Consider the following 18,881-nt stretch of genomic DNA (forward strand, 5'->3'; position numbering starts at 1 on the left):
ATTAAGGGGTTTTGGATTCTTGATAAAACTGTTTGATTTCTTTTGGGCTAAAAGCGCTGCGATGAATCGAGAGGAAATCAACTTGGCCAGGGGCATTGCGAATATCTTGGCTATTAAGAGGAACCCAATTCATGAGATCGCACCAACCCATATAACTTTCTTGTAAAGAAGCTGTAGCGATATGTCGTTGTGAAGTGACATCTTCTCCATTGATATAGATGAAGAACTCCTTTTTCTCGATGTCAAAAGTAAAAGAAAGTAAAATCCAATTTTTGAGAATCGATTCAGCATTAAAAAAGTCACTGCTTACAGTGAAGTTACTTTTGCTGCTCAATTTAAAAAATGAACCTTGTGGCACGGTCTGCAACTGTACGGTGAATTCATTGGGTTCCCATTTTTCACTTAAGAGGACACCTAAGTGATTATTATTGGTAAGATGTTCAAATTTCACCCAGAGATTCATGGTCATGGCAGGGAATTTTTCGTTGAGGAAAAATTTGACGCGATCATTAGGGCGTTGAAATTTTAAACTATGTGTCGTGGGAAAACGTCCTTCTGCCCATGTGGCACCAATAATTTTGCCATGAGCAGGTAAGACTTCGCCGCGATACACTTCTTGAATGAGAGCTTTGTCATCATGTGGATTGGGTTTGAACTGATACATGAAAGCGGTATCTGGATCAGTTTTAAGTTTTTTGATAAGCTCTTGCCATTTGAGTAATTGACTTTGACTGCGATCCTTGGATTGTTGATGAATGGACTTTGTGCTGAGGTAGCTTTCTGCGTCAACGAGTTGTTTAGTGATTAAGGAAAAAGTTTGATTCTCGTGAATGATTTTTTTAAAACTATCATCGCTAAAGGAGATTGAGCCCAGAAAGCATGTAGCAGTCGCTTTGTGTTTTTGTATATTGACACCGAAGTCAGCACCTTGATCCAGTATTTGACCATGTTGTGTAAACGCTGCGAATCCTTTTCGTTTAATCAGTGACGTGAGTCTGACTTTTCCCTTTTTGATAAAGATTTTATTGCCGCTTTGGAGCTCGATTTCAGCGGGTGCCGTAATATTTAATTCCATGGCACTATCTAACTCAATGACAATCATTCCTTGATCGAGTTTGAGCCACCCAGTTTTTAAATCTTGTCCTTGTTTAAATTTAGGGTCAACAACATCGATACTACTGCTGATGCTGGCAATGTAGGGTCGGTAAGGCTCCGTAAGCTCAAGGGCCTGAGTATTTTCTTCTGTGGTGACTTCGGTAGATTTATTTTTGAAGAGGAAGAAAGCGATGAAGGCGATTAAAGTCAAAACTATTATATATAAGACTGTGTGTGACTTCGAGTCAGTTTTTTTTTTCGGCTCACTTTCGCCAAGAGTTTTTTCATGAATAGAACGATTCTGAAGTCTGTCGCTAAGACTTAAATCTTGATCTCGTAAACTCAAAAAAATCAATTGCCCCTCAGGATTATTTTTTAATAGCTTATTGAGTTCTGTGCCTTCGTCTTCACTGAGTTCAGTATCATTTAATTGATGACTGAGTTCAAAGATGCGACGTGATTCGCGGGTGAATTTGAATTTACTCATGATTCATCTCCGCGGTTGAGACGTACACAGAGGAAAAGTTTTTGACGTATTTTTTGTAAGTTTTTACTGAGGGCATTCGCAGTCGTGTTACGCTTCTTCGCGAGTTCATTTATCTGGCCATCTTCGCAGTAACGGTACTCGATTAAGCGTCGATCTTCATTTTCTAACTTATAGAGGCATTCATCTAAATAAGATTTTAGATTGTCGAGTTCAGTAGAAAATTCGGAAGAAGTATCGGCTAATTGCTCAAGGCAATCTTGGTCTAAGAATAAATTTTTCTTTTCGTTCTTGCGATAATAATTTCTTATTTCATTATAGGCGAATTTGTAGGCCCAGGGAAGAAAGGGGTATTCCGAATTATAATTCTCATGTTTTTTCCATAAAACCATAGCGGTACACTGCATGACATCTTCCGCATCCTTAGTATGGAATACGAGTCGTTGAACGTAGGAGCGTATCTTGGGCTCGTACTTAATATATAAAGTCATGAATTGTTCAGAAGGGTGCATAGGTAAGAAATCTCATAAGTTCGTTAATTATAATATCGTTAGCAAAGAATGAAATATGCCTAAACTTAGAAAAAATGTGATAAAATAATTAATGAGCAGGCAGATATCCCTTTTTCTTGACGATCTAAAGGGCAGATCAAACATTTAAAAGGTTATTATGAAATACTTTATCTTATTATTCAGTCTGTCGGCGGTCACGCTCGGTGCCGAAGAAACTGTGAGCTTCAATAAACAAATTCGACCCATCTTAGCAGATCGTTGTTATCATTGTCATGGACCCGATGCAGCTGAAGGTCAAAAAGGTGCTTTAAGACTAGATGACGAATCATCAGCTAAGGCTGATTTATATGCTTTGAAGAGAAAAAAACGCGGTAAGGCAGCTTTGCCAGCAGATGAAGCAAGCAAGAAAGCGCGTTATGCGATTGTCGAAGGAGACCTAGAGCATAGTACTTTGATAGAAAGAATATTTTCAGATGATGAAGATGAAATGATGCCTCCTGCAGACAGTGATTTACGTCTCAGTAAAGAAGAAAAAGATTTACTCAAACGCTGGATTCAACAAGGCGCAAAATGGGAAAAGCACTGGGCTTATGTAAGTCCCCAAAAAGCTGTTGTCAAAAAATCAAAAAACAGTATTAATGCGATTGATGATTACATAGCTAATCAATTGCGTTTAGAGAAACTATCTCCAAGTCAAGCAGCGAATAAAGAAAAAATCATTCGTCGCCTTTCCTTAGATTTACGCGGCATACCTCCTTCTCTTAAAGAAGTCGATAGTTTCTTGGTAGATAAATCATCAAAAGCTTATGAGCGCGTGGTTGATGACTTTTTGGCGAGCCAGCACTATGGCGAGCGAATGGCCTTGGAATGGTTAGATTTAGCACGCTATGGCGATACTCGCGGACTGTTTGAAGATAGTTCACACCCGATTTGGCCTTGGAGAGATTGGGTCGTTAAAGCCTTTAATAATAATCAGCCCTTTGATGATTTTATTCGTGAACAATTAGCGGGGGATTTATTAGAAAACCCCACGGATGAACAAATTTTAGCTACGGGTTTTAATCGTAATAACCCCACATCCAAAGAGGGTGGAATTATTGATGAAGAGTATTTGAAAATTTACGCGGCGGATCGTGTTAAAACCACTTCCATCACTTTTCTAGGGATGAGCTTAGAGTGTGCGCAATGTCACGATCATAAATATGATCCATTAAGCCAGAAAGAGTTTTATGAAATGTCGGCCTTTTTTACTAATATTGCAGAAAAAGGTAAAGTAGATGATAAGCATGCTCCGGCCATGAAAGTTTATACCAAGGAATACGTGGATGGAGAAAAATCTTTGGTGGAAAAAGTGGCACTCTATGAGTCGAAACTTAAGGGTGAAGATGGAATTCGTCCGGAGTTGAAATATAAAAAACAAGTTCCTGCAATAGAGAAAGTTAGCCTTATTCGAATCACAAGCAATAGTAAAAATCGCCCCTTATATTTGGATGAAGTACAAGTTTTTTCTATGGGAAAAAATCTTGCTCCATTAGCTAAAGCGAGTCAGTCAACGACAATGAAAAAACAGTCGGCAGACAAAGCTATTGATGGTATTTACTTAGAAGATAAAAAGGGAGCACATTATTCAGCAACAAATAAAGAAAAGAATAGTTCTTGGGAATTAGCACTCGCTGAAGAGAGTGCGATTGAGTCACTCATCCTTTGGCCTGCAGATAATTTGCCGAGGGATCTCAATATAAAAATTGAACTATTGGATAAGCAAAAGAAAGTCGTCAAGGAGTATAAAAAGTCTCTCAAGCCTAAACAAGTTTTATTGTTTGGCGCGATTGAGCAAGGGATATTTAGCGCTGAATTAAACGCTTTGTTAATGACTGATTTTCCCGAGTCAAAAAGAGCTCAGGCCTTATATAGAATTGAGTTATTAAAAGAAAATACAGCCACAAAAAATGATGCCATGGCCTTGGTTAAGAATCGCAATGACTTAGTTGCTTGGCGCAAAAATATTCCTGTCTCTATGATTATGAAAGAACGTGAGGGAGAAGCACGTAAAGTGCATATTTTAGATCGTGGTGATTATACCGCTAAAAAAGAAGAAGTTTTCCCCCATGTGCCGCGAGCGATTTTGAGTTTTGAGGGTTTTGAAAAAAATCGTTTGGGCTTAGCTGACTGGATAGTCGATAAGGGTAATCCCTTAACATCGCGAGTGACAATTAATCGTTACTGGCAATTGATTTTTGGCCGTGGGATTGTGAGAACAACGGAAGACTTTGGTTTACAGGGTGAGCTTCCTTCTAATCCTGAATTATTAGATTATTTGGCGGTGGAATTCATTGAGAGTGGATGGGATTTGAAACATATGATAAAGCTTATGGTGATGTCGGCCACTTATCGTCAAACGACAGTGGTAAGCCCTATAAAAAGGAAGACTGATCCAGAAAATATTCACCTTTCTTATGCTTCGCGTCAGCGTTTACAAGCAGAACTTATCCGCGATAATTCACTGGCTATTAGTGGACTACTCAATACCAAGATTGGAGGAGCCCCAGTACGCGTGTATCAACCACCAGGATTATGGAAAGAAAAGACAACGAAGATGCCTTTCGTTCAGGATAAGGGCGATAAACTCTATCGTAAAACACTCTATGCTTTTTGGAGACGTACCTCACCTCACCCAAGCAGTGTACTTTTTGATGCCACAGATCGTACAACTTGTGCAGCAAGGCGTGCTCAGACAAACACCCCATTGCAAGCCTTAGTTCTTCTCAATGATGTTCAGCATGTCGAATCCGCACGAATATTGGCAGAGCGAATGATGGTCGAGGGTGGAGAGAGCTTAGCAGATAAATTGAGCTTTGCTTGGCGCCTTGCAACGGCTCGTCAGCCAAGCAAGACGGAGCTTGCTGTATTGTCAAAGGAATATGAATTGCGCGTGAAAGAGTTTACTGCCCAAAAAGAAGAAGCTAAAAAATTAGTTTCTGCGGGGGACTATAAGCAAAATGTAAAGTTAAATAACGTTGAGCAAGCAGCCTATATGATTGTCGCTCAAATGATTTTAAATCTCGATGAAACGATTACAAGAAACTAAGGACTTGCCATGAATAATAATTTTTCAAATCCATTTGATCGTCGCCAGTTTTTTAAACAAAGTGGTGCAGGCCTCGGAGGCTTAGCTCTTTCAAGTCTTATGAGTCCTGATTTAATAGCGAAGGATATTCAATCCCAACTCCCTCATTTTGCCCCCAAGGCTAAACGCGTTATTTTTCTCTTTATGAGTGGAGGTCCCTCTCAGCAGGATATGTTTGATCACAAGCCACTTTTACGTGAATTTCATGGGAAAGAACTCTTTAAAACCAAGCAAAAAGATGGCTCTTGGTCGAAAGAAGGTTTTATCAAAAAAGAGCAACGCCTTACGGGCATGACTTCTGGGCAGAAAGGCTTCCCGATTGCGGGACACAAATGGGATTTTAAGCAGCATGGCAAGAGTGGTGCATGGATTAGTTCCTTGATGCCTCATACCGCGAAAATTGCCGATGATCTTTGTTTTATCAAGAGTATGCATACCGACGCGATTAATCACGATCCTGGCATGACATTTTTTCAGACGGGCTCGCAAATTCCAGGTCGTCCTAGTATTGGCTCATGGTTGAGCTACGGCTTGGGCAGTATGAATAAAAATTTACCTGAATTCACGGTGCTTATGTCTAATGGTACAGGCCGTCCTGGTGGTCAGCCCATTTATACCAAACTATGGGGTAATGGCTTTTTGCCCTCAGTTCATCAAGGAGTTCAGTTCCGCAGTGGCAAAGATCCTGTACTTTACCTAAATAATCCCAAAGGAGAAAATCCAAAGAGTCGTCGACGCATGCTCGATGGTTTGAAAGAACTCAACCAAGAAGCCTATAATGAGCATTTTGATCCAGAAACTCAAACGCGAATTAATCAATATGAAATGGCCTACCGTATGCAGACGTCGGTGCCAGATGCGCTCGATATAAGTAAGGAGAGTGAGGCCACGTTTGAAATGTATGGACCGAATTCTAAGACGCCGGGAACTTTTGCCGCCAATTGTATCTTAGCTCGACGTCAGGCCGAAAAAGGCGTACGTTTTATTCAGCTTTACCATAGGGGTTGGGATCAGCATGGTGGAATTCCAAAGGCCTTGCCTAAACAATGTGATGACGTGGATCAAGCTTCGGCTGCTTTAGTGACGGACCTGAAACAAAGAGGGATGTTAGACGATACACTCGTTGTTTGGGGTGGAGAGTTTGGACGTACGGCCTATTGCCAAGGGAAATTGACTGAGAAGGAATATGGGCGTGATCATCATCCACGTGCTTTTACTTATTGGATGGCCGGTGGTGGAGTAAAGCCAGGTATGACCCATGGTGAGACCGATGAGTTCTCTTATAATATCGTCAAAGATGGTGTTCACGTACATGACTTTCACGCAACTATGTTACACCTCTTGGGAGTTGATCACGAGCGTTTGACCTACAAATACCAAGGTCGTCGCTTTCGTCTCACTGATGTCCATGGTCACGTGGTCAAAAACATCTTAGCCTAAGGCAGATAGAATCATTCTAGAACCTAGGAAGAAAGAAACTTAAGTCTATAATTAAAGATAAATCAGACTTAAGTTTCTTTTGAATTAGCTTAGCAATTTACTATTGGGGTAATAGGAGCATGCGGATAGTCAGGTGAACGATTCTGGAAGGACAGAATAGAGGGGTCCTTAATGACGCCACCATCAATGTTGATAGCGCGTTGAATAGTGGTATTTTTCATCCAACTCTCACGACCTGCGAGTACAGTGGGTAAATGGACAATAAGTGCGGCCGAAATGGAACGTGAAGCACTTTCCCATAGATAGCTGGGAGTATGATCCACGGCGTAATAATCGACGGATTTATATTTAAACATCGGGTTCTTAAATGTCGTTGGTTTGGCAAAAAAGAATCCCATCCCCTCGTCACAACTGACATCGATAATTAGGGTATTTGCTTTAAGGCATGAGCTTTCTTCCTCTGTTACAAAATGTCGAGGGTTAGCCGTTTCTTGGAAAGTTCCATTGATGAGGATGTCAGTTTCATTAATGAGTTCTGACAAGGAACGTTCGCTGCCATCGTGCTCGACTACGACCATGCGTGCTTCACCCTCATTACCTGAGCGTAGACGGACATAGTGGCAATCAAGGACCTCTTCACGGACTTCGTGATCGGGGCGCTGCACACAGATGGTGATATCTCTAAAGCCATGTGCTTTGAGTGCGTATATAGCGCCACGACTTACGGCACCGAAACTAAAAATCATCGTTTTGCGTTGGTTGCCATAATGACCATCAATACCTTTGAGTTGCAAGGCATGTAATACGGCGCAGTAGCCAGCCATTTCGTTATTCTTATAGAAGGTATGGCGACCGATACGACCTGTGGGGCTCCAAACGAACATCTCTTCAAAGGCAATGAGTGTAAGCTTACGATCTACTGCCGCTTGAGTAATATCTCTTTGCTGGACACAATGCACATAACCCCAAAGAGTTCCTCCTTCGCGAAGTTCTTCTAAATCAGCTAGTATGGGTTTAGCAATAATCACGCGACCGATGTCTGCTAATAATGTGTGGCGTGAGGCAATTCCCCCTGACTGGGCGGCAATTTCTTCATCTGATATACCAAATGGTTCGCCATAGCCTTCTTCAAAAATAAGTTGCTGACAAATTTCTTTTGGGAGTCGCTGTAAATGTTCTGGGTGAATGGGAACTCGACGCTCATCTTCTTTTTTTGAAGTCCCAATGACTCCGATGCTTGACTTATTCATGTAGTTCCCTTGTTATTAAATAGATTAATATATGTGACTGCATGAACGAATAATTCGTTTCGCCAATAGGCCTGCTGATGTAGTACGTGGTATAAAACAATCGTATATGGGTTTCGTTTTCAGAAACTGAATACAAATGAGGTAGGGTATAGAGGGGCTAGAGAGCAGGTACTCGTAGGCATGGATAGCTCAGCGCATAAGTGAGCGTGGATAGAGTGCTTGATTAGCTTAATCTTTGAATGATGATAAGAGGTGATAACTGTTAGCTACCGTGACCATCTTTTTCATCGGCTAGATTTTTTGGAGGGTAGTTCATTATGGCTACCACAGTGGTCAAAGAATGGTTTAGTATAGCCTTCCTACAACATTTAGCGAGGAGTCAAGAATGTCTCTACTTATGTGGGTTTTGAAAGAGAGGCTTACATAGAACCTGAAAAACACGTCTGCGTTGATTGCAAATCATTTTATTTGAGCCATGAAATAATAAAGGTTTAAAGAGGATGACTTCTCCTCGTTCATTATCTAAGAAAATAGGATTGTCTTTCGAGCAGGTCTTATGACTCTGTGGGACCACTTTTAAGGCGCCATTTTGATGATCACTTTTATCTAGATTGATTCTAAACCATAGACCCTTTTCTTGTAGCTTTTGATTATGATCCTGTTCTAAATAATCGGGGAAGTTTAAATCTTGATGAAGTGCCAAAGGCCAGTTTTTACTGAAGTTTTTTTCTATGTAAAAGCAATAGTTAGTAGAGCGATAATGTAAGTCTAGTTCTTGAAGCTTTTTATCGATCAAAATTCTAAGTTCTGGGTAGAGCGAAAAGATATTCTTTCGCTCTTCAAGAGCTAAGTTTTTAACATGACATGAGATGACTTCCAATTCTTGAACTTGCTCTTCATCAAAAGGAAAAATATTTTTTACATAGCCAAGTTTTGAGAGAGCTTCAAGCATGTGATCAATAGGTGGATTACTTGTTTAAATTCTTTTCGATGGAGGCAGCGACTTGCTGAGCGAGCTTTTGTGAACCTTCTTTTGTGTAGTGAACATTATCAGGGGCAATGGCGTATTTTTTCAATTGAGGTGCCATTAGAGCGTGAAGATCATTTATTTGGACATTGTGTTTTTTCATGACACGCAAGGCAGCATCTAAATATTCTTGTTCTTGCGCAGCAGAAATAACGACGGAAGTTTTGAAGCGCTTGATCATAGTTTTTTCTGGAGCGGGACAAACAGGCGTGGTGGTGGCCCAAATGAGTTTTGCCTGAGTCTTTTCTAATCGTACAAGCAATTGCTCGAGTCTCTGTTCATACATTGCTGGTGAACGATCGTCTTTAGCGTATGGCCAGCCATACATATCCCATAGTCCCCAATTAAAATGAATGATGTCCCACTGGCCATCACCTAGCCATTTATCAATATTTTTCACGGCTCTGATTGTCGGTCCTGCATTGCCTTTATGACGTTGAACATTGGCTTTGTCCTTTAGTAACTTTATCACTTCAGGGGTGTAGCCAATGGAGATGGAGTCGCCAATGATTAATACCTTAGGCAGTGGAGTTTTTACCGGAGCTTGCTCGGCAAAAAGTGATGTGATAGCGAAAGTCGATAAAAGTAGGGCAGTGATGAGTGATTTTTTCATTTCTTTTTCCTTGCTTATGTTTGATCGAAGTGGAGTTAAAGTTAGATGCTTATTCTAGCATATTTAGAGAGACTTTTTAGTGAGTTTATTGATAAGTAAAGCGAAGAGACCAAGCCAGGTGATAATGATGTAGGGCAAGAAATTATATTTAAAGCCATAAAGACCCGCATGTTCGGCTTTGCCCATGGCAAGAAAAATCAGTACTTTATCACCAATGAGATAAGCCTTTTTTAAAGATGAAAAATATTGTTACTCATTGTGTTCAAATGTACAAACGAGCTTAAATATCTCAGCGCTATTTTTACTCCTAAGAGCTGTGTTTGTGAGGATAGTGCTAATATCTCTCCAAATTATACTTGTTATAAAAAAAATGATGTTGTACATTTTTCTATTTTAATGACATAGGGGTTGAAGATGAAAAAACTATTGATAATTGACTTTCCGTTTGCAGGACCTTTTGGTAATGATTTGGCAAATAAGCTGGATGTACTAGCCCAAAAAATAAAAGATGAACCTGGATTTATTTGGAAAGTATGGACGGAAGATCCGGAAGCAAAAAGATCGGGTGGAGTCTATTTATTTGAAAGTGAAGAAAGCTGTTTAGTGTATCTTCATAAACACTTAGAACGACTAAGTACAATCGTTGAGAAAGAAGAGGTGAAGTATTACTTAAGAGACCTTAATGACGATCTTAATAAAATAAGTTTTATATCTTGATCGTTGACAAGTCTGTAAAGCTTGAGAAATGCTGTGCTCTTTTATATTATGTACATTGCTTAGGGCTGTGAGTGGCCTTTTGGTAAGTGCCTATGTTTACTCTTAGAGTTTTCTGAAAGCCTAGTTTTTAGGCATTCTCTAGGGAACTTTAAAGTTTCAGTCAAGAGAAATAGCGTGGAATCTTTATAATTTTAACTCCGAGGAAGAAGGCCTTTCAAAATAGAGTGTTTAAGAAGGAGTTGACCAAGGTGAATTGCACCATCTTGTGTTAAATGTTCGGTGTCAAAACTGATGAGTTTACCCTCAGGAGTAAAGATAGGTACATGTATGTGGTCACTCGAAAGTATTGCCATTAGATCGATATGATGTGATCCCCAAATTTTCTTATCAATTGTGTTGGCGGCTAATACCGTACTACTGATCTTAACTTTGTAGTCGATTAGCTCATCAGTAGATTTTCTAAGTATAAAGTTGTTATTGCGGCCAAAATTTTTCGTCCCGATTAATAAGAATTCGCCGTTCGAGTATTTTTTCAAGAAATCATATAAGTATTGAGATTTACTTGGATTAGCTTCAGTTTGCTGCATGCCAGAAGACGATACGACTATAGTGATATCAGTCGAAGATATTAAATTTTTAGAGAGTGCTAGATTTTTTGTAAGGTGAGGTAAATAAATGATTTCATGCGAAACTTCGATGTTATTCTCTATGATCATATTAGTAAAATCTCTTGCGAATGAATTTCCAATAATCAGCAGACGTTTTTTCTTATTTTGTTCAAAGCTATCTTTTTTAAAATGGTAAGGCTTATCGTTGTATTGCTGAGGATTGTTTCCATATGAATATTTTGAAATATAATTTTGAAGACCGTAGCTTTGATGTAAAATCAGACCAAAAGTTAATAGTGAAATTGCTAATATTAGGTGGACTGAATAAAAACATTTCTGAGAAATAATAGTAGGATCTTTAAAGGGTTTCTCGATGAAGCTCCACGATAGAGACGCTAGAGGAATAGCCAGTAAAACAAATATTATTTGAATAAACGCACTTGGGTTTTCTTCCATGGAAAGTCGAAGAAATGCGAGGATAGGCATGTGGAGTAGATATATGCTATAGCTCCAGCTTCCTATTAAAAATAAAATTTTACAGGATAAGATTCGACCCATTACGAGTGTGTCTGATGAGAAGGAAATTATTAATAAGGTACCAAGTACGGGGGATAAACGGTATACTGCAGGATTAGTAGAGAACATGTAGGGAAAGCTATATGAGCTAAAAATCAACAAGATCCCCAGTAGAACTAAAATATTATTCTTTTGAGTAGTTTTGACTCGTAATAATATAGCTAGTAATGAACCTGAAAGTAGCTCCCAGATTCGATGGCTCAGCATCAAAAAATCAAATTCTATATTTTGACTATGAAAAGAGAGGTAATAACTAATAAGTAGGATGGTTAGGAGGGTGAACGTTACTGCATGTAATTTATTACGTGTTGTTCGGTATAGCCCTGTAAATAATAGAGGAATAATGATGTAGTATTGTTCTTCTACTCCTAGACTCCAAGTATGATACAGGGGTTTGAATTCAGTGGCTAAACTCCAATAACCAGAAGTTAAATAGAGTAAAAAGTTATTGGATGCCAAAAGGCTAGCGACTAAAGATTGTCCATAATTTTTGAGCTCATAAGGGAGCATAAATAGCAAGGATAAAAGCATAGTTATTAAACATGTGAATAGTAATGCGGGGAGTATTCTTCGGGCTCTACGATTATAAAATGAAGGGATTGAAAAAACATCTGCATCTAGATCTTTGAGTATGTTTGAGCTAATCAAAAAGCCACTGATAACAAAAAAAACATCTACTCCCAAGAAGCCTCCAGTAAAGATATCCCATTCGGCATGGAAAAATAATACAGGTAAAACAGCGACTGCTCTTAACCCATTTATGTCTTTTCTGAATTTCATTCACTTCGGCTCATATTTTTATGAATAGAGATTTGATACTACTCGTGAATCCGTATAATTACGATGGTAAAGAGGGTTTAATCGTTTTTTAATAACTGAGCATGGAGCTTATAAATTAGCTCAGTATACTCGACGATACTTAGGATCTAATTTTTTCTAAGCCAGCGGAGAAAAATTTACGTCCGAGCAGAAAACAGAATAAGACCATAATCACGGAGCCTGTTAAGCGTCCAACAGTTTCGGCCACTTGAGCAGAGTTTTCATTGATGGCCGCTTTTGTGATCATGAGATTGATGAATGTTTGATAGAGCAGGGGAATTAAAGGCAAGAAGAGGATGATGCCAATGACGACAAAGATGATGCCGAGGCCAGTGTCTTTTTTTTGCTCATCAGAAGTGACATTGGCTCCTGTTTGAAAATTCCAACCACAAGAGAGGCAGATGATGTTGGGCGCGGGGCAGGAATCTTGGCAAGAGGGACATGCTTTTTCAAGCTGCCCTTGATTCGCATCGCTTCTTTGACCGAGACTTGGAGCGAGGCCAGTGGGGGGGATTAATTGGGGCGGATTCTTGATGAGTTTCTGGATTTTGAAATTGATAAAAATAACCGTCGCTAAGTTCACAATCGGAAAAAACATGGCAATGACCGATAATACTTTTACTAGTGTCGAGCTCGTCAAGTGGCTCAGCAATTTGATGATGCCAATTATACTGAGAACAAATAAAGCCAAGAAAATCATCTGTAGCGGTGATTTGAATTTTGATGGGGTGCGAACAAAAAATGAAATCAGGAAGTAAATATAAAATACACCCATGGGTATAAGTGAGAACTTTTGGAATTTCTGGATGTCTTTTAAATTAAATGAACGTAGTTGAGGCATGTGTTTCCTTGCTTTGGATTTTTGTGGCTTACTGAAATAAGATTATGATGATAATAAAAATAATGAACAAAATGGATAAATAGGAGAGCATGGTACGGTATTTCTCTTCATGATCACAGTCCATGCAGGCGACTGTACTTCTTTGAAATGCACTCTGAAAAAGGATATAAGTCCAAGTGAAAAGTAAAATATAAAGTGAGCTAGGACGTGATCTATAGGGGTGGATAATTTTGGTGTTTAAACTCTGGCATGAAGAGCACTTTATGTTGCTTGGACTAGGTGTCATGTTTTAGATGGTTCACTCACTATGAATGCACAATATTTGCGTTGTCATAGAACTAAATATTTCATTATCCGTGATGAAAAGGCATCGGAATAAGGATTGTCTTAGTGTATTTGAGCGATTACTACCTCCAAGTAAAATATCAATGACTTTATTAGACCACGGTTTTGCGGATCACGCAAAAGTGATTATCGCTGAAGGGACTTAAAGCTGAGCTTATGGACTTGATTTAAAGGCTTTTTAACTTTTCAGATGAGTGGGGATGCTGTTCCCCTATAGTAGTCCATAAAAACAAATGATCGAAAACTAGAGAGTTTTTTGATTATCCTTACTTTACGATCTTTTTTGGTATATAAGTTAAATTTATTGCCTGTATGAAAATGCTTTATTCAAGCGTTGATTGCTGGGCTTCGCGGCTAATTGCCAGTCGAGTTAGAATGGGGCCAGTGAGTTCAAAAATCACAGTGGAAGCGAGGATGACGGGAAGCACGGTGGTTCCCTGCTGGGGGAATCTATTAACGGCAATCAAAACCATGCCCATGGCGACGCCCGCCTGAGGGGTGAGCGCCAATCCAATCCAGCGACGAGTGGGAGCGTTACTGCCAGCCAATTTTGCACCAAGCCATCCGCTCATTAACTTAGCAAGGAATCGAAATAAGACATAGAAAATAAGCAGTGGGCCGACTTCTGCGAGCGAGTCAATTTGCAAGGTGGCCCCAGCTAGAACAAAGAACAGCACCAAAACAGGCCCTTCGACACCTTTAATCTCATGAAAAGGTCGAGTGTGATGTTTAGCAAGATTAGTGACGACAATGCCTAGCGTCATGGATGCAATTAAAAATGAGACCTCAAGCCAAAGAGCGAGGCCACTACAGATAAAGACAATTCCGAGTGCTTCGGCCAAGGAGGGTTCGCCCGCAGTGATTCGACCCGTTAAGTAGGATGCGGGCACGCCTAGCAAAACCCCCAGTAAGATGGCTCCGCCAATTTCAAATCCAGCTATGCCCAAAGTATTTAAGACGCTGTGATTGCCATCAGTGATTAATGCGAAAGCGACACAGATACTGAAAATGATCAATCCCCAGACATCATCTAAAGCAACAATGTCAAGTAATTTTGTAGCGAAGGGGCTCTCTGTTTTAAAATTTGAAACGACGTCAGCCACTGCTGCAGGGGCCGTTGCGGTGGCGATGCCAGCAAGTAAAAGTGCGATGATAATAGGTTGGCCTATGGCCAGCAATCCGATGGCGACGATAAGGCAAGTTCCGATGGCTCCGATCAGGCTGATCCAAAAAATTTCTTTGCCAAATTCACGTAAGGCCTCGAGGGTTAAGCGACCTCCGAGCATGAAGCCAACCATGGCCAGCGCGATACTTGTAATAAGATCAAATTCCGACATGAGTGCAGGTGGCAAGAGATTAAAAAGGGATGGTCCGATGAGGACTCCAAGACAAATCAATAAGGTGACACGTGGCAAGAAGCTGCGTCGGCCAATGGCATCAAGCAATAAGCCAGCCAGCATCAAACCACCGACAGCTAAAAGAAATTGAATGGTATTAATCATGATTTTTGGTTGGGCCTATCTTCGCTATTTTTCAGCTCCAAAGTTTCTATTAATTCACGTAAGTCTTTAATTTTAGAGATTTCACGGTGATTGATGAGCAATTCTAACTTTTGCTCATTTTTTAAAATAACGGGATAATCAAAGTCGAGATTATATTTAGCCTTAAACTCATCTTTATGAAGAAACTCAATGTTAAAATTTGAATTATTTTTCAATTCTTTTAAGAGCTGATTCTCCGTAAATGCGTCATGAGTTAATGAGCATAAAGAACAGTCATAAGTTTCAGGTCTAAAAAGCTTATGAGCAATATCAAACAGCGCATTTATTTTTCCGCTATTGGCATTGTAAACAAAAATTAATTGCATTGTTTTTTACCGAGGTTCGTGTTTAGCAGCGCAAGCCACGTGCTGAGACTTTGTTATTAATAAGTTAACAGCTGTTTTCGATAAAATTGTTTTTTTTACTGCATTTATATCAATTAATGTTAAGAAGGTTTTTTTATTTCGCTAAGGAGCAGGTTCTTCTTCTGCATAGCGGTAGACTGCCTTCCAGAAAAGGGGGCTGAGAAAGGAGTCGTGGCCACCGGGTAAAATTTTAAGCTGCAGGCGATCACCGCATGTGTCTTTGAGTTCTTGAAAAGTTTCAGGTGGGGCCACGCTATCAATTTCCCCTGCGTAGAGATGGAACTTTAGATCGGGGTGTTTGTTGAGTGAGGCGGCAATAGCTTTGGGTAAAAGCGGATCGGCTTTACCCAAGTTTATGGTGTCAGCCAAATTGTGAATGGGCGAATCAATACAGAAATGCATCAGGGCTTCTTCGCCCATGGGCCAAGTTTGAGTATCAATGCCTTCTGCGTGGAGCTTGTCAATGATGAGCTGATAATATTGGCTGAGGGATTGGCCTGACTTGGTGACGTAAGCTTCATGACGATTGAAAACTACATTGAGGGCATCTTGTTCGGCACCGAGGTAGATGAAGCTTTTGTTGAAGTAGAAATTATTGATCCAGTGAGTGAGTCGCTTATGATTGACGCGATTTTTTGGACAAACATCAGTGAGGAACTGGGATAAGTCTTTCCAGTAATCGGGTGCAGATAAAAAGATCATGCCCGCAAAAGAAAAAGCGTGGCGACCAGAAATGATGATCTCTTCATTGTCCACGGGACTGAAGTTATGTTTGGCGCAGTGCAGAGCAATGAGTTCCAAGCGCTTTTGGTCTTTGGGATATTTTTTGAGGTATTGGCTTAAGACTTCTTTATGTTTGCGGATACGTGCTTCGGCAAAGGGTGTGGGCAAGGACGTGGCAGCAAAGCCGTGTGCATGCGCGGAGTAAAGCGATTGAGGGTAAAGCGTGAGGTAACGCTGAATAATGAGTGAGCCAAAACTCTGGCCAGTGACAATCCACTTTTGTTGAGCAAAAAGTTTTTTGCGAATGAGCTCAGCATCTTCGACAATGGCGCGACTGAGGTATTGCTTAAGGCGCAAGATATCTGGCTCAGATTTAATTTGGGGAAGAGGAGAAGAAAGGCCTGTGCCACGCTGATGGATAATGAGAATTCCATGTTCTTTAGTCATGGCTAAGAGCGTCGGGATCGAGGCGCGCGCATCTAAGCCCGGGCCACCATAGAAAAAACAGATGGGGCGCTTATTCTTATTGGTTTTTTTCGGAAGCCTATGCTCGTAAAAAACTTTTATTTTTTCATCATTGGGCGCGCTATAATTTTCGGGGACTTGTACCCAATCATAGACGACTTGCGGAGGTAAACTTTCAATATATTGCTGATCACGCTGACTGAGTTCAGTCTTTATGTCCTCGTAGGGAAAAAGTGAGTTTTTTGGCTGTTGCCCTGAATGAACAAAGAGTGATAAAAAAAATAGACTTAAAAGTAATCGCATGCCACCTCCCAAATAAACGTTAGCTTAAATTGTTTTTATTTTGTGAGTTTACAATAGAGAAGTACGTGAAAATCAGACTAGTACCTAATTTTTACAAAATCAGAGTTTAGTTAAATGTACATCTTTGATTTGAACTTTGCCATGAAAGGCGCCGAATTGCAGTGATAGGTATGAGCGATGTTCTCTTGAAAGCAATTCTTTTGCTGTAAAAGTGAAACTATGATTTTCCCAGGTCCCTTTCGGATTTACCTTTTGAGTGATTCCTATAGTAACAAAACGATGCACTTTAATTTTTTTAGGATAGAGGTTTAATTGTGGTCGTGAAATACAACTAAACCTTAGCTCGCCTTCACCTTTCGCAAGTGTACTAATACTGAGTTCATATGTCTCTCCCGCTTGAATATCAATTTCAGTGAGTAAAGAGAGATAAAAACTTTCTGAACTATGGTTTGTTTGGATAGTAAAAAGATTTTTTGAAAATTTAGATTTCACCTTGGAGAACTCAGGTTTCTTTTTTAAAGTCCAATGCTTATCCTTTTTCTTAAATTGTGGGTCTAGGAGTATTTCTTGAGCACTAGCAGCAAGATTGATAAGAATAAAAAGAAGAATTAATTTTTTCATGGTAAGCTCATTATTTATTAGTGAAGAGTATTGTTTTAGAAATTTCATTATCGAGTTTATGAACGCGAGATTTTAGCCATGTAATGGCATTTTTTCTGAAGCGCTTGGAATTTGAGGTGTTTTGCGTATTAGCCCATTTATTATAGTCATAGAATTCATGCCATAGTCGTGTTTTCTGACCTGTAGCTTGATCTATAATGCCAAAGCCTTTGAATTTGTGATCGCTATACTTTTTTAGATTATTTTCTTCGTTATGATGGATGCCCCACCAAAGCCAAAAAGGAGTACCCCACTCAAGGTTAACTTGAGCTGAAAGTAGAGCGAGGCGTGCCTGGATGATTTCGGCTTTTGCTTCGCTGACTTTGTAGGTATTCATAACGTGGACTAAGGGGTAACCTATTTCACCAATACCAACACGGCGTCCTTTAAGTCCTGGGCGTGGAGCTAAAAGGTTCTCCACATAATCAAGGTCAGTATAAAGATCGGATTTTAGAGATTTTTCAGTATGAGGACGACGCCAAGCAGTAATGTTCTGTGTTTCATAGCTAGATATTGAGACATAATCAAGATGTTTACAATGAGGTAAAACACTATTGGTCATGCGTTTGCTACCGCTAGTACGGGACATACGTACAAGGTTGACTTCAGCATAAAAGTAAACATTTACATTTTTATGTGCTACAGCATTTTTTGCATCTTCAATTGCCTTGCCACGGATATTCAACCAGTTGATCATCTTTTGTATTTGCTCTTGACTGATATCTTCATTTTTTTGTAGATGCTTTGCGCCCATTAGCCAGTCGCCTTCCCAGTTGCCAATCATAAAAGTTTTACCTGAATCATTATAATTCTTAAGTAGGTAGGAAGTGAATTCGAAAAATTCCTGATAAATCGCTTCATTTTTAGCTGGATTGTAGTATTTAAACAAGGTTTTGCCGTGGGCCCAGAAAAAAGCTAAACTATAGTTGAGGTCTAAGCTTTGTTTGATGACTGTGTGTTTGGCGATTTCACTCAGGCTAATATTTTTTTCTACTGTAAAGCCTTGTTTTTGTAGGGTTTTATCACTGAGGCTGAGTTTAATGATGTCAGAACCCAAATCCTGTGTTGCATGACGAGAAGTCCATAGAAGTGGAGGTGTATTGCCATGAATTTTTGGATTGAGTTCTTCTCTTTTTAAAGCGTGAGGTTGTTGAGGCGCAATAAGCTGACTTAGAAGTGTTTCGGATTCTTCCTGAGCAGTTTGGGTTTGAGCTTTAGGAGCTTCATGTTTTTTTAAGTTTTGTTCGGCGTAAAAGATCCCCTTTTGATCACAGGAAAACAAAATTGAAGTTAGAGCAATAATTAAAAAGTAACGCATGTAATACCTTGGATTTAGATTTATTTACATGTTCGTCACTTATTATTTAAAA

15 protein-coding genes are annotated in these 18,881 nt (G+C 39.7%); 3 read left to right on the forward strand and 12 right to left on the reverse strand.

Going from position 1 to position 18,881, the window contains the following annotated elements:
- Nucleotide 1 precedes the first annotated feature (1 nt).
- Both PQO03_RS01595 and PQO03_RS01600 read right to left on the reverse strand, forming a co-directional pair.
- Nucleotides 2-1,582: a LamG-like jellyroll fold domain-containing protein gene (locus tag PQO03_RS01595; protein ID WP_274150726.1), complete on the reverse strand. Its 1,581-nt coding sequence runs from the start codon at nt 1,580-1,582 to the stop codon at nt 2-4.
- Nucleotides 1,579-2,070 (reverse strand): sigma-70 family RNA polymerase sigma factor, encoded by a 492-nt coding sequence (locus PQO03_RS01600; protein ID WP_274150727.1) that lies wholly within the window; start codon nt 2,068-2,070, stop codon nt 1,579-1,581. The genes PQO03_RS01595 and PQO03_RS01600 overlap by 4 nt, the downstream gene beginning before the upstream one ends.
- Nucleotides 2,071-2,248: 178 nt before the next feature.
- On the opposite strand from PQO03_RS01600, the gene PQO03_RS01605 reads away from it, so the two are divergent.
- Nucleotides 2,249-5,179 (forward strand): PSD1 and planctomycete cytochrome C domain-containing protein, encoded by a 2,931-nt coding sequence (locus PQO03_RS01605; protein WP_274150728.1) that lies wholly within the window; start codon nt 2,249-2,251, stop codon nt 5,177-5,179.
- A 9-nt stretch (nt 5,180-5,188) separates the two neighbouring features.
- The gene (locus PQO03_RS01610; protein ID WP_274150729.1) at nt 5,189-6,658 is read left to right on the forward strand and encodes a DUF1501 domain-containing protein; all 1,470 of its coding nucleotides are present in this window, start codon (nt 5,189-5,191) and stop codon (nt 6,656-6,658) included.
- Between the two features lie 89 nt (nt 6,659-6,747).
- On the opposite strand, the gene PQO03_RS01615 is transcribed toward PQO03_RS01610, so the two are convergent.
- From PQO03_RS01615 to PQO03_RS01625, 3 genes are all read right to left on the reverse strand, one after another.
- Entirely contained in the window at nt 6,748-7,908 is a 1,161-nt protein-coding gene (locus PQO03_RS01615; protein WP_274150730.1) for a N(5)-(carboxyethyl)ornithine synthase, read from the reverse strand.
- Between the two features lie 391 nt (nt 7,909-8,299).
- Nucleotides 8,300-8,860 carry a phytanoyl-CoA dioxygenase family protein gene (locus PQO03_RS01620; protein WP_274150731.1) on the reverse strand — a complete coding sequence of 187 codons (561 nt, stop codon included), beginning with the start codon at nt 8,858-8,860 and terminating at the stop codon, nt 8,300-8,302.
- Between the two features lie 16 nt (nt 8,861-8,876).
- Nucleotides 8,877-9,548 carry an SGNH/GDSL hydrolase family protein gene (locus PQO03_RS01625; protein WP_274150732.1) on the reverse strand — a complete coding sequence of 224 codons (672 nt, stop codon included), beginning with the start codon at nt 9,546-9,548 and terminating at the stop codon, nt 8,877-8,879.
- A gap of 414 nt (nt 9,549-9,962) precedes the next feature.
- Between PQO03_RS01625 and PQO03_RS01630 the strand changes: the two genes are divergently transcribed.
- Nucleotides 9,963-10,265: a YdhR family protein gene (locus PQO03_RS01630; protein ID WP_274150733.1), complete on the forward strand. Its 303-nt coding sequence runs from the start codon at nt 9,963-9,965 to the stop codon at nt 10,263-10,265.
- A gap of 191 nt (nt 10,266-10,456) precedes the next feature.
- Here the strand turns inward: PQO03_RS01630 and PQO03_RS01635 are convergent, their stop codons facing one another.
- The 7 genes from PQO03_RS01635 to PQO03_RS01665 all read right to left on the reverse strand — a co-directional run bounded on the left by PQO03_RS01635 (nt 10,457) and on the right by PQO03_RS01665 (nt 18,829).
- Nucleotides 10,457-12,229, reverse strand: coding sequence for an acyltransferase family protein (locus tag PQO03_RS01635; protein ID WP_274150734.1), 1,773 nt, complete (start codon nt 12,227-12,229; stop codon nt 10,457-10,459).
- Between the two features lie 139 nt (nt 12,230-12,368).
- On the reverse strand, nt 12,369-13,109 hold the full coding sequence (locus PQO03_RS01640; protein ID WP_274150735.1) for a hypothetical protein: 741 nt from the start codon (nt 13,107-13,109) through the stop codon (nt 12,369-12,371).
- Nucleotides 13,110-13,777: 668 nt separating this feature from the next.
- On the reverse strand, nt 13,778-14,956 hold the full coding sequence (locus tag PQO03_RS01645; RefSeq protein WP_337993436.1) for a cation:proton antiporter: 1,179 nt from the start codon (nt 14,954-14,956) through the stop codon (nt 13,778-13,780).
- Nucleotides 14,953-15,321 carry a hypothetical protein gene (locus PQO03_RS01650; protein ID WP_274150736.1) on the reverse strand — a complete coding sequence of 123 codons (369 nt, stop codon included), beginning with the start codon at nt 15,319-15,321 and terminating at the stop codon, nt 14,953-14,955. The genes PQO03_RS01645 and PQO03_RS01650 overlap by 4 nt, the downstream gene beginning before the upstream one ends.
- A gap of 141 nt (nt 15,322-15,462) precedes the next feature.
- Nucleotides 15,463-16,851: an alpha/beta fold hydrolase gene (locus tag PQO03_RS01655; protein ID WP_274150737.1), complete on the reverse strand. Its 1,389-nt coding sequence runs from the start codon at nt 16,849-16,851 to the stop codon at nt 15,463-15,465.
- Nucleotides 16,852-16,950: 99 nt separating this feature from the next.
- Nucleotides 16,951-17,472, reverse strand: a complete 522-nt coding sequence (locus PQO03_RS01660; RefSeq protein ID WP_274150738.1) for a hypothetical protein — start codon at nt 17,470-17,472, stop codon at nt 16,951-16,953.
- Between the two features lie 10 nt (nt 17,473-17,482).
- Nucleotides 17,483-18,829 carry a hypothetical protein gene (locus PQO03_RS01665; RefSeq protein WP_274150739.1) on the reverse strand — a complete coding sequence of 449 codons (1,347 nt, stop codon included), beginning with the start codon at nt 18,827-18,829 and terminating at the stop codon, nt 17,483-17,485.
- Nucleotides 18,830-18,881: the final 52 nt, after the last annotated feature.

The organism is Lentisphaera profundi (assembly GCF_028728065.1).
Classification (GTDB): domain Bacteria; phylum Verrucomicrobiota; class Lentisphaeria; order Lentisphaerales; family Lentisphaeraceae; genus Lentisphaera; species Lentisphaera profundi.